At 70.1% G+C, this 17,141-nt stretch carries 10 protein-coding genes; 9 read left to right on the top strand and 1 reads right to left on the bottom strand.

Annotation, left to right across the window (positions count from 1 at the left end; all coding sequences use genetic code 11):
* The gene (locus M3U25_RS16270; RefSeq protein WP_355502095.1) at window positions 1-1,230 is read right to left on the bottom strand and encodes a DNA topoisomerase IB; all 1,230 of its coding nucleotides are present in this window, start codon (window positions 1,228-1,230) and stop codon (window positions 1-3) included.
* 442 nt (window positions 1,231-1,672) lie between these two features.
* On the opposite strand from M3U25_RS16270, the gene M3U25_RS16265 reads away from it, so the two are divergent.
* From M3U25_RS16265 to M3U25_RS16225, 9 genes are all read left to right on the top strand, one after another.
* Window positions 1,673-2,068 (top strand): I78 family peptidase inhibitor, encoded by a 396-nt coding sequence (locus M3U25_RS16265; RefSeq protein ID WP_160947937.1) that lies wholly within the window; start codon window positions 1,673-1,675, stop codon window positions 2,066-2,068.
* Window positions 2,069-2,260: 192 nt separating this feature from the next.
* Window positions 2,261-6,715: a glutamate synthase large subunit gene (gene gltB / locus M3U25_RS16260; protein WP_355502092.1), complete on the top strand. Its 4,455-nt coding sequence runs from the start codon at window positions 2,261-2,263 to the stop codon at window positions 6,713-6,715.
* 124 nt (window positions 6,716-6,839) lie between these two features.
* Window positions 6,840-8,330: an FAD-dependent oxidoreductase gene (locus M3U25_RS16255; RefSeq protein ID WP_355502089.1), complete on the top strand. Its 1,491-nt coding sequence runs from the start codon at window positions 6,840-6,842 to the stop codon at window positions 8,328-8,330.
* A gap of 419 nt (window positions 8,331-8,749) precedes the next feature.
* The gene (locus M3U25_RS16250; protein ID WP_355502087.1) at window positions 8,750-9,808 is read left to right on the top strand and encodes a glycoside hydrolase family 5 protein; all 1,059 of its coding nucleotides are present in this window, start codon (window positions 8,750-8,752) and stop codon (window positions 9,806-9,808) included.
* A 269-nt stretch (window positions 9,809-10,077) separates the two neighbouring features.
* Window positions 10,078-11,130 (top strand): glycoside hydrolase family 5 protein, encoded by a 1,053-nt coding sequence (locus M3U25_RS16245; RefSeq protein WP_355502085.1) that lies wholly within the window; start codon window positions 10,078-10,080, stop codon window positions 11,128-11,130.
* 376 nt (window positions 11,131-11,506) lie between these two features.
* The gene (locus tag M3U25_RS16240) at window positions 11,507-12,562 is read left to right on the top strand and encodes a glycoside hydrolase family 5 protein (RefSeq protein WP_355502082.1); all 1,056 of its coding nucleotides are present in this window, start codon (window positions 11,507-11,509) and stop codon (window positions 12,560-12,562) included.
* A 106-nt stretch (window positions 12,563-12,668) separates the two neighbouring features.
* Window positions 12,669-13,544: a methylglyoxal synthase gene (locus M3U25_RS16235; protein WP_355502079.1), complete on the top strand. Its 876-nt coding sequence runs from the start codon at window positions 12,669-12,671 to the stop codon at window positions 13,542-13,544.
* Window positions 13,545-13,699: 155 nt separating this feature from the next.
* Window positions 13,700-15,052, top strand: coding sequence for a substrate-binding domain-containing protein (locus M3U25_RS16230; RefSeq protein WP_355502077.1), 1,353 nt, complete (start codon window positions 13,700-13,702; stop codon window positions 15,050-15,052).
* A 503-nt stretch (window positions 15,053-15,555) separates the two neighbouring features.
* A complete protein-coding gene (locus tag M3U25_RS16225) occupies window positions 15,556-16,794 on the top strand; it encodes an alginate lyase family protein (RefSeq protein ID WP_355502075.1) in 1,239 nt (412 codons plus the stop codon).
* Window positions 16,795-17,141 lie beyond the last annotated feature (347 nt).

The following is a 17,141-nucleotide window of genomic DNA, read 5'->3' as shown; positions in this document are numbered from 1 at the left end:
TCAGGCGCGCTTGCGGGCCCCGGGTGCGGCCTTGCGCTTGCCGCGATGACCGCTGCCCTGCGCGCTCGCCGCCGCGCCCTTGCGCGTGGTCCGAGCAACCTTGCGCAGCGGCGGCGCCTTCGCCGCGGTGCGGCCGGCCGCCTTGGCCGCCTTGCGTGCCGCGGTGCGTGCCCGCCCCAGATACTTCAGCGTGATCAGATCCCACTGCCGCTCGCCGCGCACGCCCTCGCACAGGCCGTGCAGGCGGCCGCAGCGCCAGCCGTCGAACACGCACGGATCGATATAGGCCTTGCGGCACACCGCCGGGGTATTGCCCAGCGCCTCGGACACTTCCCGGATCACCGCGTTCTGCGCCTGCGCCAGCGCGCGCTCGCCGCCCGTGTCCGGCAGCGGCAGCGCGGCCAGCCGCTGCAGCGCGGCGCGGGTGCCGCCCCAGGTGCGGAAGTCCTTGGCGGTGAAGCTGTCGCCCATCGCCTCGCGCAGGTAGTCGTTGACCTCGCCCGAATCCACCGGCTGCAGCTGGCCATCGTCGTCGCGGTACTGGAACAGGGCCTGCCCGGGCAGCTGCTGGCAGCCGCGGATCAGCTTGACCAGGTGCACGTCGTCGACCTCGATATCGTGCTCCTGGCCGCCCTTGCCGCGGAACTGCAGCCGCGCGCGGCCGCCCTTGACGAAGGCCAGGTGGCGGTTGCGCAGCGTGGTCAGGCCATAGGAGCGGTTGCTGCGCGCGTATTCGGCGTTGCCCACGCGCACCAGGGTCTCGGCCATCAGCGCCACCACCATCGCCAGCACCTTGTCGCGCGGGTAGCCGGGCAGCGCCATGTCGCGGCGCAGGCGCCGACGCAGCCGTGGCAAGGCCTGGCCGAAGGCGACGATGCGCTCGAACTTGCCGTCGCCGCGCACCTGCGCCCAGTTGGCGTGGTAGCGGTATTGCTTGCGCCGGCGCGCGTCGCGGCCGGTGGCCTGCAGGTGGCCGTTGTCGCGCGTGCAGATCCACACCTCGGTATAGGCCGGCGGGATCGCCAGCTGGCGGATGCGCTGCAGGGTGGCGGCGTCGCGCACCGCACTGCCGTCGGGCATGCGATAGCCGAAGCCCTTGCCGGCACGGCGACGGACGATGCCCGGCTCCTGGTCGCTGACGTAGACCAGGCCCGCGCTGCTGGCGGCCTGGCGGGACTGCCGGGCACGCGCCGCCTCGGCCGCGGCGGTGGAACGGGACGGGTTGGACATCGGACCTCCGGAAGCCGGAACCGCGGCCCGCGCCGTCGGTTCCACGAGCCTGGATTGTCGACAGCGCAACGGCTACGGCGCGTGATGCCGGGCCGTTGCACCGCTTAACGTGTGGCGAACGCGCCATGTCCGATGCTGGTGGTGTTGGACGTGCGTCGCGCCGGCAGACACCACAACGGCCGTGGGCGCATCGGCGGTGCCGTTCGCCGCCGATGACCGCAGCCGGTCTCAAAGCGCGGCGCACGTTCTGGTGCGTGTCATGGACGTGGAGGCAAGAGGCGGTGCCTGTGCGCGATGCGGAGCGGGGTGGTCTGCGGGGTGCGGCCCAGGGCGGTGCCAGGGCGCACGCCTTCGCACCACATCGCAAGCGCTCCGCACTCGTCTCACGGGCATCACACGCTCTATGCTGCACCCATCCTCCCTCCATCCATCAGGAGCCCCGATGAGCACACCCCTTTCCTCCCGTGCGTCCACGCGTGTCGGCCTGCTCGGCACGGCCTGCCTGGCGCTGGCCCTGGCCGCCTGCGGCGCGCCGCCGCCGGACGAGCAGGAACAGGTGACCGCCAAGGCCCAGGCCGCCGCGCAGCAGGCCGCCGCGCCGGACCCGGCCAATGCCCCGGACGCGCCGCCGGTCGGAACCTGCGATGCCTCGCAGGCACAGGGGCTGGTCGGCCAGGCTGCCGAACAGGCGCTGCTGGACCAGGCGCGCAGCGACACCGGCGCCAAGAGCGTGCGCGTGCTCAAGCCGAACCAGGCGGTGACCATGGAGTTCAACGGCGAACGGCTCAATATCGAGGTCGACGAGAAGAACCAGATCACCGGCGTGCGCTGCGGCTGAGCGCTCGGCCAAGAGCCCGGCGCGGCGGCGGCGACACGGCCGCCGCCAGCGCTGAAGTTGCAGGTGTAACGGTGTATTGCGGCACCGCACCAACTATGTTTTAGTCGAGATTCCGGTGACCTCAAGAAGCGCTCCAGGAGAGAGCGGGGGCGAGTGTCGCCGCGTTCCTTCGGATCGCTTTCAGAGGCAGACATGGCCCCCCGCAACCGCCACGGGCTCTACGACCCCCAAGACGAGCGCGATGCCTGTGGTTTCGGCATGGTCGCGCAACTCGACGACCAACCTTCGCGGGCGCTGGTGGATACCGCCATCGCCGCCCTGTCGCGCATGACCCATCGCGGCGGCGTCGCCGCCGACGGCCTCACCGGCGACGGTTGCGGCCTGCTGATCCGCAAACCCGAGCCGTTCCTGCGCGCGCTGGCGCGCGAGGCCGGCCTGAGCGTCGGCGCGCGCTTCGCCGCCGGCAACGTGTTCCTGCCGCGCGACGCGGACGATGCCGCGCGCTGCCGCCAGGTGCTGGAAGAGGAACTGCGCCGCGTCGACGTGCAGCCGTGCGGCTGGCGCCTCACCCCCACCGACGATGCGGTGTGCGGACAGCTGGCCAAGGACACCCTGCCGCGCATCGAGCAGGTGTTCGTCGATGCCGGCGCCGAGCAAGGCGAGGACGCCTTCGCCCTGGCCCTGTTCCTGGCGCGCCGCCGCGCCGAGCAGCGCCTGCGCGAGGTCGCCGATTTCTACGTCACCACGCTCTCGCCCAACGGCATCAGCTACAAGGGCATGGTGCTGCCGGACAAGCTCAGCACCTTCTACCCGGACCTGCAGCGCAACGACCTGGCTTCCAGCGCCATCGTGTTCCACCAGCGCTTCTCCACCAACACGCTGCCGCGCTGGCCGCTGGCGCACCCGTTCCGCCTGCTCGCCCACAACGGCGAGATCAACACCATCGAGGGCAACCGGCACTGGGCGCAGGCGCGCAGCAAGGTGTGGAAGACCCCGCGCTTCGACATCGCCGAGTTCGACCCGGTGATCTCCATGCACGGCTCCGATTCGCAGAGCCTGGACAACATGCTCGAGCTGCTGGTCGCCGGCGGCATGGACCTGCTGCAGGCGCTGCGCATCCTGGTGCCGCCGGCCACCCAGTCGCTGGAGTTCAAGGACGCCGACCTGGCCGCGTTCTACGAGTTCTACGGGCTCAACACCGAGCCGTGGGACGGCCCGGCCGGCATCGTCGCCTGCGACGGCCGCTACGCCGCGTGCATGCTCGACCGCAACGGCCTGCGCCCGGCGCGCTGGATGCTGACCTCCGACCGGCACTTCCTGGTCGCCTCCGAAGCCGGCGTGTGGGAACTGCCGGCCGAGCGCGTCACCCGCAAGGGCAAGCTCGGCCCCGGCGAGATGATGGCCATCGACCTCAAGCGCGGCGACCTGCTCGATTCCGATGCCATCGACCGCATCAACCGCGGCCGCGCCCCGTACAAGCAGTGGCTGCAGCAGGGCGTGACCTACCTGCAGACCGAGCTGATCGACCCCTCGCTGGTCGAGGAGCCGTTCGACGAGCGCACCCTGCGCAGCTATCACAAGCTGTTCCAGCTCAGCACCGAGGAAGTGGAGCAGGTGCTGCGGCCGCTGGCCGAGACCGAGCAGGAAGCCACCGGCTCGATGGGCGACGACACCCCGATGGCGGTGCTCAGCCGCCACACCCGGCCGCTGTACGACTACTTCCGCCAGGCCTTCGCGCAGGTCACCAACCCGCCGATCGACCCGTTGCGGGAAGACTGCGTGATGTCGCTGACCACCCAGCTCGGCAAGGAGACCAACATCTTCCATGCCGGCCCGGAGACGGTGAACCACGTCATCCTCAACTCGCCGGTGCTCAGCCAGCGCAAGCTGCGGCAGTTGCTGAAGATGGAGCAGTACCAGACCCGCAACGCGCAGATCGACCTGTCCTACAGCGTCGAGGAAGGCCTGGAGGCCGGGCTCAGGCGCATCTGCGCCGAGGCCGAACAGGCCGCGCGCGACGGCAAGGTCATGCTGCTGCTGACCGACCGCTACCCGGTGCCGGAGCGGCCGATGGCGCATGCGCTGCTGGCCACCGGCGCGGTGCATCACCACCTCTCGCGGGTCGGCCTGCGCTGCGACGTCAACCTGATCATCGAGACCGGCACCGCGCGCGATCCGCACCACATGGCCTGCCTGCTCGGCTTCGGCGCCACCGCGGTGTACCCGTACCTGGCCTACCAGACCCTGTTCGACCTGGGCCGGCGCGGCATCCTCATGCTCAAGAGCGGCGGCGAGCAGACCCAGATCGGCCGCAAGTACCGCAAGGGCATCTACAAGGGCCTGTCCAAGATCATCTCCAAGATGGGCATCTGCACCATCGCCAGCTACCGCGGTGCGCAGTTGTTCGAGATCGTCGGGCTGGATCCGGACGTGGTGGCGCTGTGCTTCCCGGACACCGCCGCGCGCATCGGCGGCGTCGGCCTGGCGCGGCTGGACACCGAGGCGCGGCAACTGGCCGCGCGCGCCTGGAACGACCTGCTCAAGCCGGAAGTGGGCGGCCTGCTCAAGTACGTGCACGGCGGCGAGTACCACATGTACAACCCGGACGTGGTGCTGACCCTGCAGCGCGCCACGCGCAGCGGCCTGCAGGCCGACTGGGACGCCTACGCCGCCGCGGTGCACGGGCGCCCGGCCTCCGCCCTGCGCGACCTGCTGCAGCTCAAGCGCGCCGCTACGCCGACGCCGCTGGACGAGGTGGCCCCGGCCGAGGACCTGCTGCGCCGTTTCGACACCGCCGCGATCAGTCTCGGCGCGCTGTCGCCGGAAGCGCACGAGGCGCTGGCGATCGCGATGAACCGCCTCGGCGGGCGCAGCAATTCCGGCGAAGGCGGCGAAGACCCGGCGCGCTACGGCACCGAGAAGCGCTCCAAGATCAAGCAGGTGGCCTCCGGCCGCTTCGGCGTCACCCCCGAGTACCTGGTCAACGCCGAGGTGCTGCAGATCAAGGTCGCGCAGGGCGCCAAGCCCGGCGAAGGCGGCCAGCTGCCCGGCCACAAGGTCAACGAACTGATCGCGCGGCTGCGCTACGCCAAGCCCGGCATCGGCCTGATCTCGCCGCCGCCGCACCACGACATCTACTCGATCGAGGACCTCGCGCAGCTGATCTACGACCTCAAGCAGGTCAATCCCAGCGCGCTGGTGTCGGTGAAGCTGGTCAGCCATGCCGGCGTGGGCACCATCGCCGCCGGCGTGGTCAAGGCCGGCGCCGACCTGATCACCGTGTCCGGCCACGATGGCGGCACCGGTGCCAGCCCGGTCAGCTCGATCCGCTATGCCGGCGTGCCATGGGAACTGGGCGTGGCCGAGTCGCACCAGGCGCTGGTCGCCAACGACCTGCGCGCGCGCACCATCCTGCAGACCGACGGCGGCCTGAAGACCGGCCTGGACGTGGTCAAGGCGGCGATCCTGGGCGCGGACAGCTTCGGCTTCGGCACCGGGCCGATGATCGTGCTCGGCTGCAAGTACCTGCGCATCTGCCACCTCAACAACTGCGCCACCGGCGTGGCCACCCAGGACGAGCGCCTGCGTGCCAACCACTTCGTCGGCCTGCCCGAGCGCGTGGAGAACTTCTTCCGCCTGCTGGCCGAGGAAGTGCGGCAATGGCTGTCGTACCTGGGCGTGCGTTCGCTGGACGAGATCGTCGGCCGCACCGAACTGCTGCAGCAGTTGGACATCTCGCCGCGCGAAGGCGTGCGCGTGGACCTGTCGCGGCTGCTCAAGGACGTGCGCCACGACGGCGGCCACTGCGCCGCGCAGCGCCTGTACGAATCGCCGGACAGCCTGGCCACGCAGATGGACGGCCTGCTCGCCGACGCCATCGCGCACAAGCGCGGCGGCGACCATCGCTTCCTGATCCACAACACCGACCGTTCGATCGGCGCGCGCCTGTCCGGCACCATCGCCCGCGTCCACGGCAACCACGGCATGGACGATGCGCCGCTGACCCTGCGCTTCCGGGGTTCGGCCGGGCAGAGCTTCGGCGCGTTCAACGCCGGCGGCCTGCACCTGGAACTGGAAGGCGAGGCCAACGACTACGTCGGCAAGGGCATGGCCGGCGGCCGCCTGGTGGTGCGTCCGCCGCGCGGCGCGCGCTTTGAGGCACGCAGCACGGCGATCATCGGCAATACCTGCCTGTACGGCGCCACCGGTGGCGAACTGTACGCGGCCGGCCGCGCCGGCGAGCGCTTCGCGGTGCGCAACTCCGGCGCGCTGGCGGTGATCGAGGGCGCCGGCGACCACTGCTGCGAGTACATGACCGACGGCATCGTGCTGGTGCTGGGCAAGGTCGGGCTGAACTTCGGCGCCGGCTTCACCGGCGGCCTGGCCTACGTGCTCGACGTGGACCGCGACTTCGTCGACCGCTACAACCACGAACTGATCGACATCCACCGCATCTCCGCCGAAGGTTTCGAAAGCCACCGCCAGCACCTGCACAAGCTGATCAGCCGCCACCGCGAACTGACCGGCAGCATCTGGGCGCAGCAGATCCTCGACGAATTCCGCGACTACGTCGGCAAGTTCTGGCTGGTCAAACCGAAGGCGGCGAGCATCGAGTCGTTGACCGAGTCGCTGCGGCGCGCCGCCTGATGGCGGCGCCGGGAATCGGGAATGGAGAATCGGGAATGGTAAAGGCCCGGTTCTCCCCGTTTCCTACCGTGCACGCAGATTGGCTTTTGCCATTCCCCATTCCCCATTCGCGATTCCCAGCCCTATGAGCCGCAAGCACGCCTTCCAGTTCCTCGACCTGCCGCGACAGATGCCACAGCGCATTCCGGTGGAACTACGCACCTCCGGCGACTGGAACGAGCTGTACGGCAAGTTCGACAAGGCCGATGCGCAGTACCAGGCCGGGCGCTGCCTGGATTGCGGCAACCCGTACTGCAGCTGGAAGTGCCCGGTGCACAACGCCATCCCGCAGTGGCTGCAACTGGTGCAGGAGAACCGCATCGAGGAAGCCGCGGCGCTGTGCCACAGCACCAACCCGCTGCCGGAAGTGTGCGGGCGGGTATGCCCGCAGGACCGCCTGTGCGAAGGCAGCTGCACGCTGGAGGAGTTCGGCGCGGTCACCATCGGCGCGGTCGAGAAGTACATCGTCGATACCGCGCTCAACAACGGCTGGCGCCCGGACCTGAGCCAGGTCGAACCCACCGGCAAGCGCGTGGCGGTGATCGGCGCCGGTCCGGCCGGGCTCAGCTGCGCCGACCGCCTGGCCCGCGCCGGCATCCAGGCGGTGGTGTACGACCGCTACGAGCAGATCGGCGGCCTGCTGCAGTTCGGCATCCCCAGCTTCAAGCTGGACAAGAGCGTGATCGGCAAGCGCCGCGAGGTGCTCGAAGGCATGGGCGTGCAGTTCCGCCTGGGCGTGGAGATCGGCCGCGACGTGAGCCTGGAACAGCTGCTCGGCGAGTACGACGCGGTGTTCCTGGGCACCGGCGCCTACCGCTACACCGACGGCGGCCTGCCCGGCCAGGACCTGCCCGGCGTGCTGCCGGCGCTGCCGTTCCTGGTGCAGAACAGCCGCATCGTCGGCGGCAACGATCCCTGGGGCCGGCCAATCGCCGGCTGGGAAGACAAGATCGCGCTACCCGACCTGAGCGGCAAGCGCGTGGTGGTGCTGGGCGGCGGCGACACCGGCATGGATTGCGTGCGCAGCGCGATCCGCCTGGGTGCGGCCAAGGTCACCTGCGCCTACCGCCGCGACGAGGCCAACATGCCCGGCTCGGCGCGCGAGGTGGCCAATGCGCGCGAGGAAGGCGTGCGCTTCCTGTTCAACCGCCAGCCGCTGGCGGTGGAAGCCGACGCCGCCGGCAACCTGGCCGGCGTGCGCGTGGTGCAGACCCGGCTCGGCGAGCCGGACGCGCGCGGACGCCAGGCGGCGGTGCCGGTGGAAGGCAGCGAATCGCTGCTGGACGCGGACGTGGTGATCATCGCCTTCGGCTTCTCGCCGAGCGTGCCCGAGTGGCTGGCGGCGCAGGGCGTGGAAGGCACCGTCAACGGCCGCATCCTCGCCGGCGGCAGCGAGTCCGACGGCAGCGGCCGCCTGCCGTACCAGACCACCAACCCCAAGTTGTTCGCCGGCGGCGACGCGGTCCGCGGCGCCGACCTGGTGGTGACCGCGGTGGCCGAAGGCCGCGATGCCGCGGCCAGCATCGCCGCGTGGATCGGCAACCGCCTGCCGGTGACGACCCAGGCGGCCGCCTGAGCGGCGCTGCCGGGGCGCAGGCTTCGGCAACGGCAACGTCGGCGAAGCGGATGACTGCGTGCCCAAAGCGCAGCGTCAGACCGCATGATCCATGTCTTCGCCGAGCTCCGCGGCTCGAGCGGCGCATCCGGTGCGCGCATCCGTTTGCGCGACCTCTCGCGACGCGCCCGACCTGACGCGGACGGCTGCAACAACAACGCGCGAACGCGACAATGGTCACGCCGCTGTTGGCAGCTGAACCACGCGCGCGCGGTGACGCTGGCGACGTCCGCGCACCCCCCGTCCGCGCCAGGTGAATGCTGGGCTAACACGGGTGCGTGCAGGCTGGCGATCCCGGGGGCGATCCTTGCACGCTTGCGCCTGCCGTCCGCACTCCCCCGACGCGGTCGGCGCCTCCCCTCACCCAAGGAAGCTCCCCCATGCCGCTTTCCTCGTCGTGTTCCCCGCGCTGGCGTTCCCTGCCGCTGGCGCTGCTGCTCGCCACCGTCGCCTGCAACGCTGCCGCCGAAGGCCGCAGCGTGCTCAAGTACGCCGGCGTCAACCTGTCCGGCGCCGAGTTCAACTCCGGCAAGAAGCCCGGCGTGCTGTACAAGGACTACACCTACCCGACCGCCAGCGACTTTGCCTACTTCGCCAGCAAGGGCATGAACACCATCCGCCTGCCGTTCCTGTGGGAACGCCTGCAACCCACCGCCAAGGGCGAGTTCGATCCGGCGCAACTGGCGCTGTTGAAGAAGGCGGTGGAGCAAGCCAAGGCCAACCGCATGTACCTGATCCTGGATCCGCATAACTACGCCAAGTACAACGGCGCGCTGGTCGGCAGCGAGGGCGCCCCCGACGACGTGTTCGCCGATCTGTGGCGGCGCCTGGCCAAGGAGTTCAAGGGTGACGACAACGTCATCTTCGGGCTGATGAACGAGCCCAACGCGGTGTCCTCGACCGACTGGGCCAGTGCGGCGCAGGCGGCGATCGACGCCATCCGCAAGGCCGGTGCCAACAACCTGATCCTGGTGCCGGGCACCGCCTACACCGGCGCGCACAGCTGGCGCAGCACCGCCTACGGCACGCCCAACGCGGTGGCGCTGCAGCCGCTGAAGGATCCGCGCAACCGCATGGCGTTCGAAGCGCACCAGTACCTGGACCGCGACAGCAGCGGCACCAAGGGCGAGTGCGTCAGCGCCACCGCCGGTGCCGAGAAGCTGGCCGGGTTCGTCAGCTGGTTGCGCGAGAACAAGAAGGTCGGCTTCATCGGCGAGTTTGCCACCGCCAACACGCCCACCTGCAACCAAGCGCTGGAGAACATGCTCAGCTACATGCAGAAGAACGACGACGTGATTCTCGGTTGGACCTGGTGGGCGGCCGGTGCATGGTGGAAGCCCGACTATCCGTTCAACGTGCAGCCCGGCAAGGACGGCAGCGAGAAGCCGCAGATGCCGATCCTGTCCAAGTACGCCCGTCAGATCACCGGCAAGAAGTGAGCCGCCGTTGCCGGCGTTGCGCGCCGGCAACGCCTCGCCGATCACCACACGACGCGTGCAGCGTGCACGACACGCACGCCTGGCACAGCCCATGCAGCGCGATCCAGTACCGGTTCGCGCTGCCAATCGCGGCACAGATCCATGCATGCGTGCCTGCGACGCATCGCCTCTCCCTCGGCAATGCACTACGGTGTCCGCACACCGTTGTCATCAGCCCGGCCTGCAGTTCCATCGGCCGGGTTCCCCCTTGATGCCGAAGGAGACCCACCATGATCGCGCGCACCTTGCGTCGGCGGTCGCGGCACGCATGGCGTGCCGCGCTGCTGCTGTGCCTGTCCGTTCCATTGCCGTCGCTGCAGGCGCAAGAGGCGCTGCGTTTGGCCGGCGTCAACCTGTCCGGCGCCGAAATCACGCCGTCGAAGATTCCCGGCGTCCTCGGCGTCGACTACACCTATCCGCGCAGCAGCGACTACACCTATTTCGCCGGCAAGGGCATGAACCTGCTGCGCCTGCCGGTGCGCTGGGAACGCCTGCAACCGCAGCCGCGCGGTCCGCTCGACGCGGCGCAACTGGCGCTGATCGACGACGCCGTGCAGCAAGCCAAGGCGCAGGGCATGTACGTGATCGTGGACATCCACAACTACGCGCGTTACGACGGCCACCTCATCGGCAGCGCCGGCCTGCCGGTCGCCGCCTTCGTCGACCTGTGGCAGCGTCTGGCGCGCGCCTACGGCAGCGACAACGCGGTGGTATTCGGGCTGATGAACGAGCCGCACGGCATCAGCCCCGCCGCCTGGGCCGACGCCGCGCAAGCCACGGTCGATGCGATCCGCGCCACCGGCGCCAGCAACCTGATCCTGGTGCCGGGCGCGCTGTGGACCGGCGCGCATAGCTGGTACACGCCGGTGGACGGCACCTCGAACGCCAGCGCGCTGGCCACGCTGCACGATCCGCTGCAGCGCGTGGCGATCGAAGTGCACCAATACCTCGATGCCGATTCCAGCGGCACCAGCCCGGTCTGCGTCAGCGACGACATCGGCGCCGAACGCCTGCGCGCGTTCACCGGATGGTTGCAGGAGACCGGCCACCTCGGCTTCCTCGGTGAATTCGGCGCCGCCGACAATCCGGTCTGCCGGCGCGCGCTCGATGGCATGCTCGCCGACATCGCGCAGCACCCGACGCTGTGGCTGGGCTGGAGCTACTGGGCCGGCGGCGCCTGGTGGCGCGCCGACTATCCGTTCAACGTGCAGCCCGACGCCGACGGCCATGACCGTCCGCAGATGGCGATCCTCGCGCCCTGGGCACAGCGCATCACGCGCTGAACGTGGCGCTGCCGGAAGCGGTACACGCGCGCGACGCCATGCGGAACAACACCGCGGCGCGCGCCGACACATAGGCACCGCGCGTCACGTCGGGACGTGTTGCGTGAGCGGCGCTCACGCTTTCTTGCGAGATCAGCCGAGGCGGGCTTTACCGCGAACGCGTCGTCGCGGCTGCGCCGCTCCCACAGGGCAAGCTGCATCCAGCGGATTGTGCGCACGCGGGCGAGTAGAGCTGCCCGCGTGACCTGCGACGTGCAATGCGTCGCACATTTGCGATGACCACGATCGCTCTGGCATGGCGGTTGCAGCGTGGTGCACGGCCGCGCACGCCGCATCGCGGCGGCGCCTGCCGCTCTTTCCCCACGAAGGATCCGCCATGCCACGCAATTCCCGTTTTTTCCGCTCCCCGCAATGGCGGCAGCGCGCCGCGCTGTGCCTGCTCCTGGCCGCCTGCGTGCCGTTCGCCCACGCGCAGCAAACGCTGCGCTATGCCGGCATCAACCTGGCCGGTGCCGAGTTCAACTCGGCGAAGAAGCCCGGCGTGCTGTTCAAGGACTATGTGTATCCCACCGACGCCGACTATGCGTACACCGCGGCGCAGGGCATGAACATCGTGCGCCTGCCGTTCCTGTGGGAGCGGCTGCAGCCGCAGGCCAACGGCCCGCTGGACACCGCGCAGCTCGACGCCCTGCGCACCGCCGTCGCGCGCGCCAAGCGCTACGACCTGCAGCTGATCCTGGACGTGCACAACTACGCCAAGTACAACGGCGTGCGTATCGGCGGCGACGCGGTGCCGGCGGCGGCGCTGGCCGATCTGTGGCGGCGCCTGGCGCTGGTGTTCGGCAACGACAGCAGCGTGGTGTTCGGGCTGATGAACGAGCCGAACGGTCTGGCGTCGGGCGACTGGGCGGCCATCGCGCAGGCGGCGATCGACGCGATCCGCGGCACCGGCGCCGACAATCTGATCCTGGTGCCCGGCACCGCCTTCAGCGGCGCGCACAGCTGGAACAGCACCTGGTACGGCGTGTCCAACGCGCAAGGGTTGCTGACGGTCCACGATCCCGCCGGCAACCTGGCGTTCGAGGTGCATCAGTACCTGGATCCGGACTCCTCCGGCACCAGCGCCGCCTGCGTCAGCACCACCATCGGCACGGAGCGGCTGCAAGGGTTCACCCAATGGCTGCGCGCCAACGGCTATCGCGGCTTCCTCGGCGAGTTCGGCGGCAGCAGCGACGCCACCTGCCTGGCCGCGCTCGACACCATGCTCGACTACGTCCACGCCAACGGCGACGTCTGGCTGGGCTGGACCGCCTGGGCCGGCGGTGCGTGGTGGCGCAGCGACTATGCGTTCAACCTGCAACCGGACAAGAGCGGGGCCGACAAGCCGCAGATGGACGTGCTGGCGGTACGCGCGCAGCAGGTCACGCAATGACTGCGGCAAGGCCGGGGTCCGCGGCGGCGGCACGGCGATCGCGCGGCGATTGAGTCGGCCCCGCGACGGGCGCAGACTGTCGCACCTTTCCCGCACGGATCGACGCATGCGCCTGGGCCTGGCCGCCAACCGATTGCACCACCAGGGCAAGGATGCCGCGCTGTTCCGCTGGCTGCGCGCCAGCGAAGCCGGCATCCGCGAGCTGCAGCTCGGCCTGCATGCGGTCGGCCGCACCCACGAGGCGATCGTGCGCGTCGGGTTGTTGAACGGCTATGCCGGCCTCAGGCGCTACCCGTTCGGCCGCGAAGGCGGACTGATGAAGCTGGTGGCCGAAGTCGTGGGCCTGGAAGGCGCCGAACGCACCCTCGACGGCGCCGTCTACCTGATCGATCCGGTCGACCCATCCTCGATCTTCCCCGAGGCGATCGCGCTCAAGCGCCAGTGCGTGATCCACGGCAAGCCGTTCATTTCGACCGTGGCCAGCGCCCGCGACTGGGTGGAGATGGAGCGCATCCACGCCGCGCTGCCGCCGGACCGTGGCGCCGACAATCTGTACGCGCTGCAGCGGCAGACCCTGGCGCTGATCGCCCACGACGCGATGAAGCCGCAGATGCTGGCGTTCGCCAGCGCGCATTTCGACCTGCTGTCGCGCTTCGCCGAACGCGTGGCCACCGGCACCACTGGCCAGCGGCTCAACGAACTGGCCTGGAGCCGCGGCTGGCCGCAGGGCCAGGAGTGGGTGCACCGCTACCAGAGCGGCCCGATGGGCGGCGACGCGCAGATCGCCGATCGCGTGCTGGAGCGGCGCTGCCACCGCGCGATCTTCTTCGAGGATCCGCATGTCGCGCGCCAGCACGAGGCCGACATCCAGTTGCTGGAACGCGCAGTGACCACGGTCACCGACAGCGCCGTGTGCATCACCTCGCCGGTGATCGCCGCGCGCTGGGCACAGGCCGCCGCACGCCGTATCGCCCCGGACTGACGCGCGCGGTCATCGCGCGCGATCGCGTCGCGCGTGGACAGCAGACAGGGCGCGCCGCGACGCTGCGCTGGCGTGCGTGACCGTACGCACAGCCACTGCGATGTCACGCCGATCGCCAACACTGCCGCGCCTGTCCAGATCCCAGGGGGGATCCCATGTTGCGTTTCATCCTGCGCCTGCTGCTCGGCGCAGCAGCGCTGTGCGCGCTGCCGTCCGCGTCTGCGCAGCCGGCCGAGCGCCTGCGTGTGCACGGTTCCAACAGCCTCGGCGCGCGGCTGATGCCGGCGCTGGTGGAATCCTGGCTGCAGAGCATGGGCTATCGGCAACTGCAACGGCGTCGCGTCGATGCGACGACCCTGGAGATCGCCGCGGTGCGCGACGATGCGCCGCTGGTGGTCGAGATCGCCGGCACCGGCTCGGCCGCCGGCCTCGCCGACCTGGTGCATGGCGAGGCCGAACTGGCGATGCTGGCGCGCCAGCCCGACGCGCGCGAGCGCGAGGCCGCCTGGCAGCTCGGCGATCTGGCCTCGCCGGACCAGCAGTTCGTCGTGGCCCTGGACGGTGCGCGGATCCTGGTGGCCGCCGACAACCCCATCGCGATGCTGAGCGTGGGTCAGTTGCGCGACATCCTCAGCGGGCGAGTGACCCGCTGGTCGCAACTCGGCGGTGCGGACCTGCCGATCGCACTCCATCGCAGCGCCGTGCATGGCGGACTCGACGATTTCCTGCGCGAGCGCCTGGCGCTGCCGGCGCTGCACGCGTCGGCGGAAATCCTGCATGCCGACCAGGCCGAGGCCGCGCGCGCCATCGTCGGCCATCCCGACGCCTTGGCGATCGTCGGGCTGACCACACCGGTGCCGGCCGGCACGCGCGCCCTGGCCATCGCCGATGGCGGCCTCGCCGTCGCCCCGACCGCGGCGGCAGTGCGCGGCGAAGACTATCCGTTGGTCCAGCGCTACAGCCTGTATGGCGGGCAGATGATGTCGGCGCTCGGCCGCAGCCTGGCCCTGTATGCGATCGGCCCGCCGGCGCAGCAACTGGTGCGCCGGCTCGGTCCGATCCCCATGACGATCGACGTCGACCCCACCACACCGCCAAGCGGGAGCGCCGCTGTCCGCACCGACGCGGCCTGTGACCAGGCCATCGCCGGCGCCCGGCGTCTGACCACCACGCTGCGTTTCAGCCTGCACTCGCTCAACGGGATGTACGAGGCGCGCAGCGCCCAGGACCTGGACCGGCTGGTCGCCTTCATGCAGCAGCCGGCGATGCGCGGCCGCGCCCTGGCGGTGATCGGCTTCGCCACGCCGGACAGTGCCAACCGCCTGTACCCGACCATCGCCAGCAACGACCGCGCCGACGTGGTTGCCGCGTACCTGGTGCAACGCGGCGTCGCCGTGGAACGGGTGCGCGGCCTCGGCGCACTGCGTCCGCTGGTCGGCGGCGAAGACGCCGCGGCCAAGACGCGCAACGAGCGCGTCGAACTCTGGTTGCTGGATCGGGCGCGATAAGGCAGTGCGTTGCAGGGTGGACGCAGCCGGTTGTGCACACCGACGCCATGAGACATCGCCCGTATCCTCATCCGCCCCTTGTCACCTTTCCCCGAAAAGGGCCATGGCCTCTAGGGGAAAAGGAAAGACCAAAGCCCCTCTCCCATCGGGAGAGGGGTTGGGGTGAGGGTCCGGAGCGCGAAGCGCCCCTTCCGGCGGACGATGCACGACTTGGCGCTTCGGCAGGCATTCGATCGCCACGGTTTTCGATGGCCACCGTTCTAGTGCTGCGACCTCCCGCAAGCGACGTGGTGATCAAGCGCGACGTGGATGGGTCTGGCGCGAAGGCCATCGGAATGCCTGATTTAGACACGCCTGTCGTGGCCGCGACCGCAGGCGGTCCTTGCGGGGAATGCAGGTCTCGGCTGAAGCCGCTGCTACTCCCATGCTCCCGCTCCTCGCGGCGACACGCATATCGTTGCTACAACGACTCGGCGCACCTCACCTAAACCAGCCTGTCGAGAATGACGCCGCGCTGGCGCCGATCGTCCATTCGTCATATGGAAACCGGAGCGCACGCTGGCAATCAGGCCATCCCCCGTTCACCGCACCGCGCCTACAGTCGCCCGACAACGCTCGCCCACCTGGCTCCGGAGATCGCCATGTCTCGTCCATCGCACGCCCTTCTTGGCGTGATGCTCGCCGGACTCGCCTTGGCGCACAGCGCGCCCGCCGCCGCGGTGCAGCGGCTGTGGCCGACCGCAGAGCAGTGGCAACGGCTGCACACGTCGGCCGCCACCGATCCGGCCTGGCGCCAGGTCGAGGCAGCGCAGGCCCGGCTGGCCGATGCGGCGCGTACACAAGGCGCGCACCCGCTCGACACCCTGAGCACCGGCGGCCGCCTGCACGGCGATCCGGTGAAGGCCGCGACCGAAGCCAGCCTCGGCGACATGCCGCGCATCCAGGCGCTGGCGCTGCGCTACGCCCTGGACGGCGAGCGCGCGGACGCGCTGGCGGCCGGCGACCAACTCGCGCAATGGGCCGCGCGCAATGTGCCCAACGGCAACCCGATCGACGAAACCGGGCTGGAACCGGCGATCTTCGCCTATCGCATCGTCCGCCCGGCGCTGCCGGATGCGCAGCGCCGCGCCATCGATGCGTGGATGCGGCGGATCGCCGACGCCGAAATCGGTTCGCGCGATCTCAAACGCAAGACCGCCACCAACAACTGGCATAGCCATCGCCTGAAGACCGTGGGCATGATCGGCGCCGCGCTCGACGACACCCGGTTGCTGGACTACGCCCGGACCGGCTTTCGCCAGCAGATCGCCGACAACCTGTTGCCCGACGGCCGCAGCATCGATTTCGTCGAACGCGATGCGTTGTCCTATCACGTCTACGACCTGCGCCCGCTGGTGACGCTGGCATTGCTGTTCTCCGAACGCGGCGAGGACCTCTACCACTGGCGCGCACCCAACGGCGCGTCGCTGGCGCGCAGCGTCGACTGGCTACTGCCGTATCTGCGCGGCGAACGCAGCCACGCCGAGTTCGTCGGCAGCCAGGTGCCGTTCGACAAGGCACGCTCGGACAACGGCGAAGCCGGGCACGTGATCGGCACGCCGTACGCAGCGGAGGGCGCGGAATCGCTGCTGGTGCTTGCCGCAGCCTACGACCCCGCCTGCGCCCGGCTGGCCCAACAGCTCGGCCACGGCACGCCGTCCTGGCGCCTGGCGATCAGCACATTGCCCGATTCACCGCGCTAGTCCCGCCACACCCGCCGGCATCGGAACGCCGGCGCTCAGCCATGGCATCGCGCAGGGCTGCGACGCAACAAGTCTCGATGCGCGCCATTGCGCATCTCACCGGGCGGCACAGCGGCGCGGGAGGTGGTCGAGCGGCTTGGCCTCATCCGCCCCCGCGAGGGCACCTTCTCCCGACGGGAGAAGGAAGGAACCGAGCCCCTCTCCCGCCGGGAGAGGGGTTGGGGTGAGGGTACGGGGCGGGCAGCGCCTCGCCGATCCGCCATTGCGAGGTTCGGCCGCACTTCCAACGCCAGCTCGCGTCGCGCTGTTTTTTCACGCGCAATAAAAAATCCCCGTCCTTTCGGACG

Source organism: Xanthomonas sp. PPL134 (assembly GCF_040595915.1).
Taxonomy (GTDB): domain Bacteria; phylum Pseudomonadota; class Gammaproteobacteria; order Xanthomonadales; family Xanthomonadaceae; genus Xanthomonas_A; species Xanthomonas_A indica.
The sequence above is the reverse complement of the archived record's forward strand: the minus strand, read 5'-3'. Positions and strand labels throughout refer to the sequence as shown.

What these genes read in the sequence shown, in the direction of transcription:
- M3U25_RS16245 (WP_355502085.1), top strand. Translation starts at nt 10,078, where the DNA reads ATGATCGCGCGCACCTTGCGTCGGCGGTCGCGGCACGCATGGCGTGCC.
- M3U25_RS16235 (WP_355502079.1), top strand. Translation starts at nt 12,669, where the DNA reads ATGCGCCTGGGCCTGGCCGCCAACCGATTGCACCACCAGGGCAAGGAT.
- M3U25_RS16225 (WP_355502075.1), top strand. Translation starts at nt 15,556, where the DNA reads ATGACGCCGCGCTGGCGCCGATCGTCCATTCGTCATATGGAAACCGGA.
- gltB (WP_355502092.1), top strand. Translation starts at nt 2,261, where the DNA reads ATGGCCCCCCGCAACCGCCACGGGCTCTACGACCCCCAAGACGAGCGC.
- M3U25_RS16270 (WP_355502095.1), bottom strand. Translation starts at nt 1,230, where the DNA reads ATGTCCAACCCGTCCCGTTCCACCGCCGCGGCCGAGGCGGCGCGTGCC.
- M3U25_RS16240 (WP_355502082.1), top strand. Translation starts at nt 11,507, where the DNA reads ATGCCACGCAATTCCCGTTTTTTCCGCTCCCCGCAATGGCGGCAGCGC.
- M3U25_RS16250 (WP_355502087.1), top strand. Translation starts at nt 8,750, where the DNA reads ATGCCGCTTTCCTCGTCGTGTTCCCCGCGCTGGCGTTCCCTGCCGCTG.
- M3U25_RS16230 (WP_355502077.1), top strand. Translation starts at nt 13,700, where the DNA reads ATGTTGCGTTTCATCCTGCGCCTGCTGCTCGGCGCAGCAGCGCTGTGC.
- M3U25_RS16265 (WP_160947937.1), top strand. Translation starts at nt 1,673, where the DNA reads ATGAGCACACCCCTTTCCTCCCGTGCGTCCACGCGTGTCGGCCTGCTC.
- M3U25_RS16255 (WP_355502089.1), top strand. Translation starts at nt 6,840, where the DNA reads ATGAGCCGCAAGCACGCCTTCCAGTTCCTCGACCTGCCGCGACAGATG.